This window comes from Pseudomonas sp. B1-22 (genome assembly GCF_050474425.1).
In the GTDB taxonomy this organism is placed as follows: domain Bacteria; phylum Pseudomonadota; class Gammaproteobacteria; order Pseudomonadales; family Pseudomonadaceae; genus Pseudomonas.
Window position 1 is genome coordinate 756,808 of record NZ_JBCHVH010000001.1, and the last position, 14,655, is coordinate 771,462.

Annotated in this window: 14 protein-coding genes; 5 read left to right on the top strand and 9 right to left on the bottom strand. The window is 65.2% G+C overall.

Going from position 1 to position 14,655, the window contains the following annotated elements:
• Window positions 1-42: 42 nt before the first annotated feature.
• Both ACQ5BL_RS03585 and ACQ5BL_RS03590 read right to left on the bottom strand, forming a co-directional pair.
• The gene (locus ACQ5BL_RS03585; protein ID WP_243804996.1) at window positions 43-624 is read right to left on the bottom strand and encodes a phosphonate degradation HD-domain oxygenase; all 582 of its coding nucleotides are present in this window, start codon (window positions 622-624) and stop codon (window positions 43-45) included.
• On the bottom strand, window positions 621-1,364 hold the full coding sequence (locus tag ACQ5BL_RS03590) for an HAD family phosphatase (RefSeq protein WP_243804995.1): 744 nt from the start codon (window positions 1,362-1,364) through the stop codon (window positions 621-623). The genes ACQ5BL_RS03585 and ACQ5BL_RS03590 overlap by 4 nt, the downstream gene beginning before the upstream one ends.
• A 112-nt stretch (window positions 1,365-1,476) precedes the next feature.
• On the opposite strand from ACQ5BL_RS03590, the gene ACQ5BL_RS03595 reads away from it, so the two are divergent.
• From ACQ5BL_RS03595 to rssC, 4 genes are all read left to right on the top strand, one after another.
• Window positions 1,477-2,193, top strand: coding sequence for a UTRA domain-containing protein (locus tag ACQ5BL_RS03595; protein WP_243804994.1), 717 nt, complete (start codon window positions 1,477-1,479; stop codon window positions 2,191-2,193).
• 171 nt (window positions 2,194-2,364) lie between these two features.
• On the top strand, window positions 2,365-3,069 hold the full coding sequence (locus ACQ5BL_RS03600; RefSeq protein WP_207886470.1) for an MlaA family lipoprotein: 705 nt from the start codon (window positions 2,365-2,367) through the stop codon (window positions 3,067-3,069).
• Window positions 3,070-3,251: 182 nt separating this feature from the next.
• Entirely contained in the window at window positions 3,252-4,436 is a 1,185-nt protein-coding gene (gene rssB / locus ACQ5BL_RS03605) for a two-component system response regulator RssB (RefSeq protein WP_207886471.1), read from the top strand.
• Complete coding sequence (gene rssC / locus ACQ5BL_RS03610; protein ID WP_243804993.1) at window positions 4,433-4,915, top strand: anti-sigma factor antagonist RssC; 483 nt, start codon at window positions 4,433-4,435, stop codon at window positions 4,913-4,915. Before rssB ends, rssC begins: the two co-directional genes overlap by 4 nt.
• Before the next feature lie 61 nt (window positions 4,916-4,976).
• On the opposite strand, the gene tal is transcribed toward rssC, so the two are convergent.
• Both tal and dusA read right to left on the bottom strand, forming a co-directional pair.
• The gene (gene tal, locus ACQ5BL_RS03615) at window positions 4,977-5,897 is read right to left on the bottom strand and encodes a transaldolase (protein WP_243804992.1); all 921 of its coding nucleotides are present in this window, start codon (window positions 5,895-5,897) and stop codon (window positions 4,977-4,979) included.
• A 62-nt stretch (window positions 5,898-5,959) separates the two neighbouring features.
• A complete protein-coding gene (gene dusA, locus ACQ5BL_RS03620; protein WP_243804991.1) occupies window positions 5,960-6,964 on the bottom strand; it encodes a tRNA dihydrouridine(20/20a) synthase DusA in 1,005 nt (334 codons plus the stop codon).
• A 644-nt stretch (window positions 6,965-7,608) separates the two neighbouring features.
• Between dusA and ACQ5BL_RS03625 the strand changes: the two genes are divergently transcribed.
• Entirely contained in the window at window positions 7,609-8,781 is a 1,173-nt protein-coding gene (locus ACQ5BL_RS03625) for a methyl-accepting chemotaxis protein (RefSeq protein ID WP_430292873.1), read from the top strand.
• Window positions 8,782-9,089: 308 nt separating this feature from the next.
• Here the strand turns inward: ACQ5BL_RS03625 and ACQ5BL_RS03630 are convergent, their stop codons facing one another.
• From ACQ5BL_RS03630 to puuE, 5 genes are all read right to left on the bottom strand, one after another.
• Window positions 9,090-10,436, bottom strand: a complete 1,347-nt coding sequence (locus tag ACQ5BL_RS03630) for a nucleobase:cation symporter-2 family protein (protein ID WP_207886476.1) — start codon at window positions 10,434-10,436, stop codon at window positions 9,090-9,092.
• 653 nt (window positions 10,437-11,089) lie between these two features.
• The gene (locus tag ACQ5BL_RS03635; RefSeq protein WP_243804990.1) at window positions 11,090-12,418 is read right to left on the bottom strand and encodes a urate hydroxylase PuuD; all 1,329 of its coding nucleotides are present in this window, start codon (window positions 12,416-12,418) and stop codon (window positions 11,090-11,092) included.
• A 52-nt stretch (window positions 12,419-12,470) separates the two neighbouring features.
• Entirely contained in the window at window positions 12,471-12,977 is a 507-nt protein-coding gene (locus ACQ5BL_RS03640) for an ureidoglycolate lyase (protein ID WP_207886478.1), read from the bottom strand.
• An 80-nt stretch (window positions 12,978-13,057) separates the two neighbouring features.
• The gene (gene uraD / locus ACQ5BL_RS03645; RefSeq protein WP_243804989.1) at window positions 13,058-13,573 is read right to left on the bottom strand and encodes a 2-oxo-4-hydroxy-4-carboxy-5-ureidoimidazoline decarboxylase; all 516 of its coding nucleotides are present in this window, start codon (window positions 13,571-13,573) and stop codon (window positions 13,058-13,060) included.
• The gene (gene puuE / locus ACQ5BL_RS03650; protein ID WP_207886480.1) at window positions 13,570-14,505 is read right to left on the bottom strand and encodes an allantoinase PuuE; all 936 of its coding nucleotides are present in this window, start codon (window positions 14,503-14,505) and stop codon (window positions 13,570-13,572) included. The genes uraD and puuE overlap by 4 nt, the downstream gene beginning before the upstream one ends.
• Window positions 14,506-14,655 lie beyond the last annotated feature (150 nt).

The following is a 14,655-nucleotide window of genomic DNA, read 5'->3' on the forward strand; positions in this document are numbered from 1 at the left end:
ACCTTGCCGCTGGGCTGAAGATCCATCGCCATGCCCTTGAGCTTAACTCGCCGCGCGTATGCTTGCCTGATGCCGATCAACCCGCAACAGGCGCTCGAGCAGCGGGAAGAAGTGTTCCAGCTCCGGGGTGCGCATGGACGGGTCCTTGCCCAGGTCGTCCAGGCGACGCAGGGTGACGGCGTCCTGCGCGTGGGGCGCGGCGATGAACGCCCTGGCGGCGCGCTCGTCGAAGGCGCCGCCCTGCAATGCCAGGCTCTGCCGCGAGGCCCAGGACAGGCTGGCCTGGTAGGCCGGGTCCACGGCGCACAGGTAGCGCTTGGCGGCGACGTGCAGGCGCACCGGTTGCCAGACCGATTCGGGCAGCAGCTCGCGCAGCAGGTTGGCGCCGAACTCCTCGTGGCGCAGGTCGCGGGTCTCCAGCACGGCCGGGTCTTCGTAGAGATGGCCGATATCGTGGAGCAGGGCGGCGATCACCAGGCTGTCGGCGCAACCGGCGCGTTCTGCCAGGGTCGCGCATTGCAGAGCGTGCTCGGCCTGGCTGATGGCCTCGCCGTAGGGCTCGGCGCCATGGCTGGCGAAGCGTTCGGCCAGATCGTCGATGAAGCGGTGGCGGGCGTGCCTCATGGTTTCTCTCCTTTCAGACGGCGGCTGGCGATGTCCTGCAGGCAGGAGTCCAGCTCGCCCAGGTGATCGATGACCGAATGCACGCCAAGGCGGTACAGGCCGAGGGTCGCCTGGGCCCGCAGGCGGTCGCGCGCAAGGTTCGCCAGGGCATCCCAGTCGCCCGGCGCCTGGCCGCACAGGGGGCCGCTGGCGGCCAGGCCAATGGTCCACAGTCCCGCGTTCAGGCCGGCCTGCAACAGTCTCGGCTGGCCGCTGACCAGCACGCAGCCGTCCAGGGATTGACGGCCAAGCTGCATCAGCGCCTGCCAGCAGGCATCCGGCGCCGGCCAGTGGCGGCCGCCGACTTCCAGGCCGGTGACCATTTGACTGTCGAGCGCGGTGGCCAGTTGCAGCGCGGTGGGCGATGGCAGTTCGTCGAGCCAGGCGCAGGGCACGCCGTGCTTGTGCAGCGTGTGCAGGGCGTCCAGGGCGCCGGGCGTGGCTTCGGCGTGGGCCAGGGCGGCTTCGTCCAGGGCGGACTGGAACTGGCTGCGCGCCTGCGCGTCGGCACAGTAGCCCAGTGCGTGGTCGAGGGCCTGCTGCGGCGGCAGGGCGAGGGCGTCGGTCAGGCGCTCGGGTGGGCAGTCGGGACAGGTGCGCTGCAATGCAACCGGCAGCGTCCTTGCGCCGAAGTCCACCAGATCGCCGGACAGTCCGAACAGCAGGGTCGTGAAGCGTGGAAGGTCGGCAGTGGCAGGCATGGCGAGGTTTTCTAATAATTGGTCTAGGCCACGCTAGCGGAGCAATGTGACGCTCCGATGAAGTCGCCACCGCTGCCGTTATAATCGCCGCGCATTTTTCGGAGACAGCCGCATGCCGGTCGAACCCATTCCCCACTACCTGCGTATCCGCGACCAACTGGCACGGGACGTTGCCGGGTCGGCCCTGGGCCCGCGCCTGCCGCCCGAGCGCGAGCTGGCCGAACGCTTCGGCTGCACCCGGGTGACCTTGCGCGAGGCGCTGCAGCAGTTGGAAACCGAGGGCGTGCTGTACCGCGAGAATCGCCGTGGCTGGTTCGTCTCGCCGCCGCGGATTCGCTACAACCCGACCCGCACCACGGGGTTCATGGATTACGTCCAGGCCCAGGGGCGCACGCCACGCACCGAGGTGCTGTCCGCCGAATGCTGCGTGGCCGGCCCGGCGCTGGCCCTGCGCATGGGGCTGGCGGATGACGCCGAGGTGTTCCGGGTGCGTCGCCGTCGCTGGGTCGATGAGCGCCCGGTGATGCTGGAGGAGATCACGCTGGACGCCAGCTGGTGTCCCGGCCTGCTCGACGAGGCGCTGGACAGATCGTTGACCCAGGTCCTGCGCGAGCGCCTGGGGCTGGCACTGTCGCGCTGCGAACTGGCGATGCACCCCACGGCGCTGGTCGAGTCCCAGGCCGTGCCGCTGCAACTCACGCCGGGTTCGCCTGGCCTGTATGTGGAGCGCTGCAACTATGTCGCGGATGGGCGGCTGGTGGAGTGGGACCAGGAGTTCTGGCGTTCCGATGCGCTGGAAATTGTCATCGACGCACGCTTCCCGGACTGAAGTGGCATTATGCTTTCGGTACAAAGGGAGGAATCAATCGGCGAAGGTGAATATTTCGAAGTCCGCCGATCCCTCCTGCTTGTCATCAAAATGCTCGTCGTTCTATATAATCCGCCCGCATAGCGGGTCTGTTCAGGTCAGCCCGGAATGTCATTTACTGGAGAATCATCGATGCGCCCATCAGGCGTCCAATGGACGAAACGCTGCCTTGGCCTGCTCGCCGCTACCTGCCTGGCGACTGTTCCCTTCCTGGCCCAGGCCGAGAGCGAGGATGACCCCTGGGAGAGCGTCAACCGCCCGATCTTCACCTTCAACGACACCCTCGACACCTATGCGCTCAAGCCGCTGGCGCAGGGTTACCAGTACGTCACGCCGAACTTCGTGCAGGATGGTGTGCACAACTTCTTCGGCAACATCGGTGATGTGAAGAACCTGGTCAACGACCTGCTGCAGCTGAAGTTCCAGAGTGCTGGCGTCGACACCAGCCGCCTGCTGTTCAACACCACCTTCGGCCTGGCCGGTTTCATCGACGTCGCCACCCACATGGGCCTGCGCCGCAACGACGAAGACTTCGGCCAGACCCTCGGCCATTACGGCGTGGGCAGCGGCCCCTACGTGATGCTGCCGCTGCTCGGCCCGAGCACCCTGCGCGACGCGCCGTCGCTGATCCCGGACTCCTACACCGGTCCCTATCCGTACATCGACAACGTACCGGTGCGTAACAGCATCCACGGCCTGGACATCGTCGATACCCGCGCCGACCTGCTGAAGTCCGAGAAGCTGATCAGCGGCGACAAGTACACCTTTATCCGTAACGCCTACCTGCAGAACCGCGAGTTCAAGGTCAAGGACGGCCAGGTCGAAGACGACTTCTGATCTGCCCTGGCGCCCCGCAGGCACAGGCCCCCGCGTCCGGCAGCCCCGGTCGCGGGCGGCGCCCGCTTGAACCCTCGGGCAGATGGGAGTAGTGTCTGCGCCTTGTCGCACCCGACCCGCGCCGTTGTTCCCTTGAATGGGCGCCCCACCACCACCTCCGGCGCCGTTTGCCTGGATGACCCATGCACAAACCCAGTGCCTCGCTGCTGATCATCGATGACGACGACGTCGTTCGCGAAAGCCTCGCCGCCTACCTGGAAGACAGCGGATTCACCGTCCGGCAGGCCACCAATGGCCAGCAGGGCCTGCAAGTATTCGAGCACGAACTGCCCGATCTTGTGATCTGCGACCTGCGCATGCCGCAGATGGACGGCCTGGAGCTGATCCGTCGCGTCACCGAAATGGCAGTGGAAACCCCGGTGATCGTGCTTTCCGGGGCCGGTGTCATGAGCGATGCGGTCGAAGCCCTGCGCCTGGGTGCCGCCGACTACCTGATCAAGCCGCTGGAAGACCTCGCCGTCCTGGAGCATTCGGTTCGCCGTGCCCTGGACCGGGCCTACCTGCGCTCGGAAAACCGCCGCTATCGCGAGAAGCTGGAAACGGCCAACCGCGAGCTGCAGGCCAGCCTGAACCTGCTCCAGGAAGACCAGAACGCCGGTCGCCAGGTGCAGATGAACATGCTGCCGGAAACGCCGTGGGAGTCCGACGGCCTGGTGTTTTCCCACCAGATCATCCCGTCGCTGTACCTGTCGGGTGATTTCGTCGACTACTTCCGCGTCGATGCCCGCCGCATCGGCTTCTACCTGGCCGACGTATCCGGCCATGGAGCCTCCTCGGCGTTCGTCACCGTGCTGCTGAAGTTCATGACCACGCGCCTGCTCTATGAGTCGCGGCGCAATGGCAAGCTGCCGGCGTTCAGGCCATCCGACGTGCTCGCGCACATCAACCGTGGCCTGATCAACTGCAAGCTGGGCAAGCACGTGACCATGCTTGGCGGTGTCATCGACCTGGATACCGATCGCCTGACCTACAGCATCGGCGGCCACTTGCCGCTGCCGGTACTCTATGTCGATGGCGAAGCCCGCTACCTGGAAGGCCGTGGCCTGCCGGTAGGGCTGTTTGACGAAGCGACCTACGAGGATCATGTCCTCGATCTGCCCAAGTCCTTCAGCCTTTCGCTGTTCTCCGACGGCATCCTCGATGTGCTGCCGGGAGCTACCCTGAAAGAAAAGGAGACGGCCCTGCCACAGCAGGTCGTCGCCGCCGGCGGAACGCTGGATGGCCTGCGCCAGGTCTTCGGACTGGCCAAGTTGTCCGAGATGCCGGATGATATTGCCTTGCTGGTGTTGAGCAGGAACCTTGCATGAGTACCGGTAAAATCCAGTTCGCCGAGCAGGATGGCTCATTTGTCCTGAAGTTCGTGGGCGAAGTCCGACTGACCCTGTGTTCGGCGCTGGATGCCACCATTGAAAAAATCTTCGCCGCGCTGAATTTCTCGGCGATCATCATCGATCTCACGGAAACCCAGAGCATCGACAGCACCACGCTGGGCCTGTTGGCCAAGCTGTCGATCCTGTCGCGGCAGAAGGTCGGGTTGTTGCCCACGCTGGTGACCACCAACCCGGACATCACCCGTCTGCTGCAGTCGATGGGCTTCGATCAGGTGTTCAACATCGTCGATCGTCCGATTCCGTGCACCGATTGCCTCACCGATCTGCCGCCGCAGGACCAGTCCGAGGACGTGGTGCGCAGCAAGGTGCTGGAAGCCCACCGCATCCTGATGGGGCTCAACGAGTCCAATCGCGAGGCCTTCCGCGACCTGGTGAGCGCCCTCGAGCGCCACTGATTCAGCGATCCGCAAATGAAAACCGGCGCCCTGGGCGCCGGTTTGCGTTTGCGCGCGTGGCTCACCGGCCGGAGAGCAGCGCTTCGAGCTTTTCCTGGTCGCGGGCGAACAGGCGGATGCCTTCGGCCAGCTTTTCGGTGCCCATGGCGTCTTCGTTCATCTGCCAGCGGAAGGCGCTTTCGTCCAGCACCTGGCGCGCTTCGCCGCCGCCGGGTTGCAGCACGCGGGGCAGTTCGCCCTGGGCGTCGGCCAATTGCTGCAGCAGGTCCGGGCTGATGGTCAGGCGATCGCAGCCGGCGAGCTGTTCGATCTGGCCGAGGTTGCGGAAGCTCGCGCCCATGACCACGGTTTCATAGCCATTGGCCTTGTAGTAGCGGTAGATGCGCGAGACGGACTGCACGCCGGGGTCCTCGGCGCCTACATAGTCGCGGCCGTTGGCCTTCTTGTACCAGTCGTAGATGCGGCCGACGAAGGGCGAGATCAGGAATACGCCGGCATCGGCGCAGGCGGCGGCCTGGGCGAAGGAGAACAGCAACGTCAGGTTGGTCTGGATGCCTTCGCGCTCCAACTGCTCGGCGGCGCGGATGCCTTCCCAGGTGGAAGCGATCTTGATCAGCACGCGTTCGCGGCCCACGCCGTGCTCGTCGTACAGGCCGATCAGGCGGCGGGCGCGTTCCAGGGTGGCTTCGGTATCGAAGGACAGGCGGGCGTCCACTTCGGTGGAGATGCGCCCCGGAATGACCCCGAGAATGTCCTTGCCGACGGCGACGGCGAAGCGATCGCAGGCCAGGCCGGCGTCGCCACGGGCGCCTTCGGTGGCGCGGGCCAGGTGCTCGGCATAGCGGGGCAGGGCGGCGGCTTTCAGCAGCAGGGACGGGTTGGTGGTGGCATCCACCGGCTTCAGGCGGGCAATGGCGTCGAAGTCGCCAGTATCGGCAACGACCGTGGTGTATTGCTTGAGTTGTTCGAGCTTGGAGGTCATGGCGAGTTTTCCGTGGACGATGCATCGACCTTACCCGAGGCCGATGCGCCGCTCAACGGGACTCAATGACCAGCGAGAAGTTCTCCGGCCTGATCGAGCAGCCCGAGGGAATCCTTGGTCTTGTGGACGTCGACCGAGAGCAATTGGCGGAAGCGCCGTGCCCCCGGGAAACCTTGGGCCAGGCCGAGGACGTGGCGGGTCACGTGGTGCATCGCGCCGCCCTCGGCGATGTGTCGCTCGATGTAGGGGCGCATCCGCGCCAGGGCGTCGGCGCGGGTAATGGCCGGCTCTTGCGAGCCATACAGCGCGGCATCCACCTGGGCCAGCAGATAGGGGTTGTGGTACGCCTCGCGGCCGAGCATCACGCCGTCGAACACCTGCAGATGCGCGCGGCACTCTTCCAGGGTCTTGATGCCGCCGTTGAGGATGATTTCCAGGTCCGGGAAATCACGTTTGACCTGCGCGGCGATGTCGTAGCGCAGCGGCGGAATCTCGCGGTTCTCCTTGGGCGAGAGGCCTTCGAGAATGGCGATGCGCGCGTGCACGGTGAAGCTGCGGCAGCCGGCGTCGCGTACCTGGCCGACGAAGTCGCAGAGTTCCTCGTAGCTGTCGCGGCCGTTGATGCCGATGCGGTGCTTGACCGTCACCGGGATCGATACCGCGTCGCGCATGGCCTTCACGCAGTCGGCCACCAGCGCCGGGTGGCCCATCAGGCAGGCGCCGATCATGTTGTTCTGCACGCGGTCGCTGGGGCAGCCGACGTTCAGGTTGACCTCGTCGTAGCCGGCGGCCTCGGCGAGTTTCGCCGCCGCTGCCAGGTCCGCCGGATTGCTCCCGCCCAGTTGCAGCGCCAGCGGGTGCTCGCACGCGTCATGGCGCAGGAAGCGCGCGGCATCGCCGTGCAGCAGCGCGCCGGTGGTGACCATTTCCGTGTAGAGCAGGGCATGGCTGGACAGCTGGCGCAGGAAGTACCGACAGTGGCGGTCCGTCCAATCCATCATCGGCGCCACAGAGAAACGGCGGGAGGGCTCGGGGCGGGGTGTGGTGGTGCTTGCGGCAGTGGTCATCGGTACGTCGTATCTGGCTTCGCGAGGGGCGCGAAATCGCTCGCGCCGGCGGAAAGGGCGAAGATTTTACCGGTCTTGCCGGTCGAGCGCACGGAAACCGGCGGACGGTCGCTGTCTTTAGTACGGCCCTCTACCACTAAGGAACGATAGCCGCGGCCCAATGCAGACGGCCTAATGGCCCTGACAAGAACAATCAGGGCTCCCGGCCTGTCCTCGCGACATCCCGGCCGAGGGCCCGCCAGAAGAGAGTTGCCGCCATGGATATCGCGCGTCCGCGTATCGTCCTCATCCTTACTCTGCAGACTTGCGGCCTGGTGCTGCTGTTCATTGCGCAGGCGCTGGGCGGCTGGCCGCTCTCACTGTGCCTGTTGCTCGCCGCGGCCTTGCTCTGGGGGCCATGGTTCATCCGTCGGGGCGCCGCGCCGGCCAGCGCGCTGGCGGTGTTGCCGGATGTCGCCGAGCTGACCCGGGAGCTGTCGCGGGGGACCAGTCGCAACGCCTTGTCTGCTGCGGGCGTGTCCTACTCGGTGCAGCGTCTGGTGGAGAAGCTCGAGTCCCAGGTGGTGGCCGCCGAGCAGATCGTCGGCAGTGCCGAGGTGATGATCCATACCGAGCGCGCCACCTCCAACCTGGCTCGCCAGGCGATGGATGCCGCGACCCGTGCGCGGGCCGGCAGCGACCTGGGGCGTGGCGAGTTGCAGTCGGCCATCAATTGCATGCACCAGCTCAGCGAGCGCGCCAATGCCAGCCGGGCGCTGATCGAGACGCTGAATGCACGCAGCGAGGAGATTGCGCGGGTAACCCAGGTGATCCAGTCCATCGCCAGCCAGACCAACCTGCTGGCGCTCAATGCGGCCATCGAGGCGGCGCGCGCCGGTGAGCACGGGCGCGGCTTCGCGGTGGTGGCGGAGGAGGTGCGCGGGCTCGCCGGGCGCACCGCCGAGGCGACCGATGAGGTGGGGCAGATGGTCGAGGACATCCAGCGCCAGACCAGCGAGGTGGTAGAGCAGATCCGCCAGTTGGCCGACGATCTGGTGCAGGGTGTCGGCCAGGTGGAAGGCACCGGGCGGCAACTGCAGGACATCGCCGGCCTGGCCGCCACCGTGGAAACCCAGATCACCGAGATCGCCGAGGGCGCCGAGATCAACCGCAACCAGCTGGATAGCCTGTTCGCCGCCGTCGAGCAGGTGCGTGGCGACCTGCGCGCGAGCGACGAGCAGACCCATCGCCTGGCGGAAGCGGCGCTGCAACTGGAAACCCAGGCCGAGACGGTCAGCGAGCGCCTGGCCCAGGTCGCCCTGGACGACTATCACCAGCGCGTCTATGACCTGGCCCGGGAAGGCGCACAGGCCATTGCCGCGCGTTTCGAGGCGGACCTGGAGGCCGGTCGCATCGCCCTGGGCGATCTGTTCGACCGTGACTACCAACCGGTGCCGGGTACTCGCCCGCAGAAGTACCGCACGCGCTTCGACCGTTATACCGACGAGGTCCTGCCGCGCATTCAGGAGGATCTGCTGCAGCGCCACGAGGGGCTGGTCTTCGCGATTGCCTGCACCGCCGAAGGCTACGTGCCGACCCACAACCAGGCCTTCAATCATCCGCCCAGCGGGGATGTCCAGGTCGACATGCTCAAGAGTCGCAGCAAACGCCTGTTCAACGACCGCACCGGTCTGCGTTGCGGCAGCCACAGCCAGCCGATGCTGCTGCAGACCTATTGCCGCGATACCGGCGAACTGATGCATGACCTGTCGGTGCCGATCGTCATTGGCGGCCGGCAGTGGGGTGGACTGCGTCTGGGCTATCGCCCGGAGGCCTGAGCGGCTTGTCCACGATGTGCAGCGCTTTGGCAGGACTGCGTCAAGGCGGGCGCCCCCGGGGCCTGTGGCAGATAGCGGGGCCTGTGCCAGGCTGAACTGCCGAGTTAGAGGCCCGTGCGGGAGTCGGCTTGTCGTGTAGGAGCGAGCTTGCTCGCGAACCGCCCGAACATCGGAGTCATTGGTAAACACCGTTCGCAAGCAAGCTCGCTCCTACAAGACGGAGAGGGTCCTGCGCAGACGAAAAAAAGCCGCGCAGGAGTGGGGCGCGGCTGGGAAGCGGGCGCCCGGGAAGCGCCCGCGAAAGGGACTCAGTGATGCCCGCAGAGGGCATCCCGGCCATGTTCGCCGAGGATGTTGAACAGGATGTTCAGCACCACGGCCCAGATCGACGTCATGGCGATGCCGCTGTGGGTGATCGGCTCCATCCACTGGGGCAGGGCGGCGAAGAAGTCCGGACGCACCACCGGCACCATGCCCATACCGATGCTCACCGCCACCAGCAACTGGTTGCGGCGGTCGACGATGTCCGCTTCGTGCAGGATGCGGATGCCGCTGGCGGCGACCATGCCGAACATGGCGATGCCGGCGCCGCCCAGCACGGCCGGCGGGATCGAGGCGACCACGAAGGCGGCCTTGGGCAGCAGGCTCAGGATGATCAGGAACACGGCGGCGGCAGCGGTGACGTAGCGGCTGCGCACACCGGTCATCTGCACCAGGCCGATGTTCTGGGCGAACGAGGAGTGGGTGAAGGTGTTCATGAAGCCGGCAAAGAACGACGCGCTGGCGTCGCACAGCAGGCCGCGGCGCAGGCGGTTGGGGCAGATCTCGGTCTCGGTGACCTTGCCCAGGGCGAGGAACATGCCGGTGGACTCGACGAAGATGATCACCACCACCAGGCACATGGAGAGCACCGGGGCCAGGTGGAACTCCGGTACGCCGAAGTGCAGCGGGGTGACCACGTCGAACCAGGGGCGCTGTTCCATGCCATCCAGGCTGACCATGCCCATGCTGGCGCCGATGATGTAGCCCAGCAGCATGCCGATCAGCACCGAGACGTTGACCCAGAAGCCTTTCAGGAAACGGTTGATCAGCAGGATGACGGCCAGCACGAAGGAGGACAGGGCGAGGTATTCGACGGCGCCGAAGTTGGCCGCGCCTTCGCCGCCACCGGCCCAGTTGATCGCCACCGGGAACAGGCACATGCCGATCGAAGTGATCACGGTGCCGGTCACCAGCGGCGGGAAGAAGCGCACGATGCGGCTCATGAAGGGCGCAATGAGCATGCCGAAGAAGCCGCCGGCGATGGTGGCGCCGAAGATGCCGTTGAGGCCCACTCCGGGCATGCCGGCCATGGCGACCATGCTGCCGACGGCGGCGAAGCTGGCGCCCATCATCACCGGCATGCGAATGCCCACCGGGCCGATGCCCAGCGATTGCACGAGCGTGGCGATACCGGCGACCAGCAGGTCGGCGTTGATCAGGAAGGCGATTTCCTCGCGGGAGAGACCGGCGGCCTGGCCGACGATCAGGGGGACGGCGACGGCGCCGCCATACATCAGGAGAACGTGCTGGAACCCGACCAGCAGCAGCTGCAGCAAGGGCAGACGCTGATCGACAGGCGAGCCGGGAATGCGGCGTTCAGATACCACGGACATGCAACACCTCGGTTTTTATTGTTGTCAGTCACAGGCTGCCGGACGGGCGCGGCAGCCGGGAGATACTGGCCATCATTCACCCCCGGGGCCGAGCGGGTGAAGCGGTGCGGGACTTTATACTTGCGATATGTATTAGGTTCAATCGATTTTTGTATACAACTCGTCGGTCACGTTTCGTCTCGACGGTGTCGGAAGGCTCTAGGCTGCGTGTGTACTGGCCTGTAGGAAAATGTAGCCATACGTCGAATGGACTACATTTTTGTTGCGTTTGTGCCGGTGGAAAGCAATCGCGGACGGAGTCCGCTCCTACGCAAATGCGCGAACCTGGCGTAGGAGCAACTGTCTTTTGGGCTATTCGCTGCGCTCACCCTTCGGGCCGCACTGAAGTGCGTTCAGCGCAAGCGCTGTCCCGCGTTCGCGGGAGTGACGGTGTCGTGCATCGTTCCCAGCACACGTCATCCCCGCGAACGCGGGACGCGGCTCCATCGCGAACAGCGCTTGCGCTGGCCCGAAGGGGTATCACCCAGAAAATAACGTAGGAGCGGACTCCGTCCGCGATCGATCTGATGCATGCGCCGAGGTGGGCGGAAGGCATTTCGCGCGCATAAAAAAACCGCACCCGAAGGTGCGGTTCTTCTGGCCGTGCCGCAGGCTCAATTAACCTGGGCACCCTTGGCGATCCAGTCGCCAACGAGCTTGCGCTCTTCCGGGGTCATCTGGGTGATGTTGCCCAGCGGCATGACCTGCGAGGCTACGGCCTGCGCCTGGATGCGCGGGGCGAGCTGCTGGATCTGCTGCGGGGTATCGAACATCACGCCAGCCGGAGCGGTGCTGAACATGTTGCTGGTCGGCTTGGCCGAGTGGCAGACGGCGCAGCGTTCCTGGATCACGTGATGCACCTTGTCGAAACCAGCGTCGCTGCCAGCTGCAGAGGCCTGCGCCTGTGCCGGGGTCTGTTCGGCCGCGGCGGGCTTGGCCGCTTCTTCCTTGGCGCGCTCGGCCGGGGTCTTGCCGCCGATGGCGGTTTCCGGCAGCGGCTGGTACTCCACCTTCGCAGGCTGGGCGCTGGCGGCGCTGTCGCTGCTGGGGAAGTTCGGGCCGGTGACGAAGGCCAGGGCGATCATGCCGACAGCGCCGGCGGGCAGGGCCCAGGCCATGCCGTTGCCTTCGTGGCGGGTGTTGAAGTAGTGACGCACGATCACTGCCAGGCCCGCGATGCACGCCAGGATCAGCCAGTTGTAGTGGCTGCCGTAGGTGCTCGGGAAGTGGTTGCTGATCATGATGAACAGCACCGGCAGGGTGAAGTAGTTGTTGTGGCGCGAACGCAGCAGGCCCTTGGCCGGCAGCACCGGATCGGGCTCGCGGTTTTCCTCGATGGCCTTAACCAGTGCGCGCTGGGCCGGCATGATCACGCGGAATACGTTACCCACCATGATGGTGCCGATGATGGCGCCAACGTGCAGGTACGCACCGCGGCCGCTGAACACCTGGCTCAGCAGGTAGGCGGCGAGGACGATCAGGGCGAACAGGATGGCGCCGAGCAGGGCAGGGGTCTTGCCCAGCGGGGAGTCGCACAGGGTGCTGTAGATGAACCAGCCTGCGACCAGCGAGCCGATGCCGATGGCGATGGCGGCGGCCGGGGCCAGGTCACTGCCCGGAGCGATCAGGTACAGGGTCGGGTTCAGGTAGAACACGATGGTCAGCAGGCAGACGCCCGACAGCCAGGTGGAGTAGGCCTCCCATTTGAACCAGTGCAGGTTGTCCGGCATTTTCGGCGGGGCGAGCTTGTACTTCTCCAGGTGGTAGATGCCGCCACCGTGGATCGCCCAGAGATCACCGGAGAGGCCCTCGCGCGGGTTGGCGCGGTTCAGGTTGTTCTCCAGCCAGACGAAGTAGAACGAGGCACCGATCCAGGCGATGCCGACGATCATGTGTACCCAGCGAACCAGCAGGTTCGCCCATTCGATGAGATGTGCTTCCACTGTCATTACCTCTTGCCCGGACGCCGCTTTCGCGGTGCATGGGCCTCTCTTATTAGTTTAGTTGGGGGTCGAGGAGGAGCTGTTCGTCCTCGGTGAAGAAATGCTCGTCGCAGTTGTTGCCAGAACCGCTGCGATCGACCACCAGGAAGTCATCCCGCTTTTCGATCGTCAGCACCGGGTGGTGCCAGACGCCGCGGTGGTAATTGACGCCCTGCTTGCCGTTGGACAGGAAAGCGCGGACGAGGCCCGATACAGGTACATCGCCAACTGGCGCGACCACGATCAGAAAGGGGTTGCCGAGCAGCGGAATGAACGCCTGGCTGCCCAGCGGATGGCGCTCCAGCATGCGGATGCGCAAGGGCATCTCCAGGGATTCGGCGCTGAAGATGCTGATGATCGCCTTGTCATCGGGCTGCGCCGTTTCGACGGTGGCGAGCTTGTGATAACGGCGGGTGGAGCCGTTGTTGATCATGAAGAAGTCGCTGCCTTCGGTTTCGATGACATCACCGAACGGTGCGAAGGCTTCCTTTGTCAGCGGCTCGATCTTCAGGGTACGCATGGCTGGCCTACTTATTCGTTGTTCGCATGGGGCCCTTCACCTGGATTGCGTCGCAGGGAAGGGTGTGAAGGTCCGCTCGCTCAGAGCTGCTGCAGGCGGAACATCGCGATCTTGTTGATCTCCGCCAGGGCGGTCTGGAATTCCTGCTCCGGCGTGTTGTGGATGCGCTCTTCGAACGCAGCCAGGATCTGGTGGCGATTGCTGCCCTTCACCGCCTTGATGAAGGGGAAGCCGAACTTGGCCTTGTAGGCGTCGTTGAGTTCAGTGAAGCGGGCGAACTCCTCGGCGGTGCAATCCTGGATGCCGGCGCCGGCCTGTTCGGCGGTGCTGGATGCGGTCAGCTCGCCACGGATGGCGGCCTTGCCGGCGAGGTCCGGGTGCGCGTTGATCAGGGCCAGCTGCGCTTCGTGGCTGGCGGACAGGAGGATGTCGGCCATGCGCTGCTGCAGCAGTTCGATGTCGTTCAGGCTGTCGTCGACGCCCAGGTCATAAGCCTTTTCGGCGACCCACGGGGAGTGCTCGTAGATATCGGCGAAGGCAGCGACGAAGGCAGCGCGGTCGAGGCTGGCCGGAGTCAGGGTCTGGAAGCGGCTCATGCCTTGTTCTCCTGGGCTTTGAACGGATGTTTTTCGTGCCAGTGCTTGGCGATGTCGACGCGGCGGGTGATCCACACCTTCTCGTGGCCCTTCACGTACTGGATGAAGCGCTCCAGCGAGGCCATGCGTGCCGGACGACCGAGCAGGCGGCAATGCATGCCGATGGAGAGCATCTTCGGCGCGCCTTCGGCACCTTCGGCGTAGAGCACGTCGAACGCGTCCTTGAGGTATTCGAAGAAGTCGTCGCCCTTGTTGAAGCCCTGGACCTGGGTGAAGCGCATGTCGTTGGTGTCCAGGGTGTAGGGGATCACCAGGTGCGGCTTCTCGGCGGTGCTCGCCGGGTCCCAGTAGGGCAGGTCGTCATCGTAGGTGTCGGAGTCGTATAGGAAGTTGCCTTCCTCGCGCACGATGCGGCGGGTGTTCGGGCCCAGACGGCCGGTGTACCAGCCCTGCGGGCGCTGGCCGGTCAGCTCGGTGAGGATGCGGATGGCTTCGAGCATGTGCTCGCGCTCCTGCGCCTCGTCCATGTACTGATAGTCGATCCAGCGGTAGCCGTGGCTGCAGATCTCGTGGCCGTCGGCGACCATCTGGCGGATCGCCTCGGGGTGGCGCTGGGCGGCCATGGCCACGGCAAAGATGGTCATCGGCAGGTCGTACTTCTTGAACAGCTTGAGCAAGCGCCATACGCCCGCGCGGCTACCGTACTCGTACAGCGATTCCATGCACATGTTGCGCTCGCCCTTGAGCGGCTGTGCGGCCACCATCTCGGAGAGGAAGGCCTCGGACTCCTTGTCTCCGTGCAGGATGCAACGCTCGCCGCCTTCCTCGTAGTTGAGGACGAAGGACAGGGCGATGCGGGCATCGTTCGGCCATTGGGGGTGGGGAATGTTGTTGCCGTAACCGATCAGGTCGCGTGGGTAGTCGGCGCTCACTGCAGTGTTCCTTCTTGTGGTTGGCGGTCTGCGCGGAGTCGATGGACCAGGCGCTGCCGATGATGGGTGCATTGTATACAAAATGTTTGGTGATCTGTAAATACAATCTGCACAACAGTCGTTTCATTTTCCTATAGATGCACGAATCGC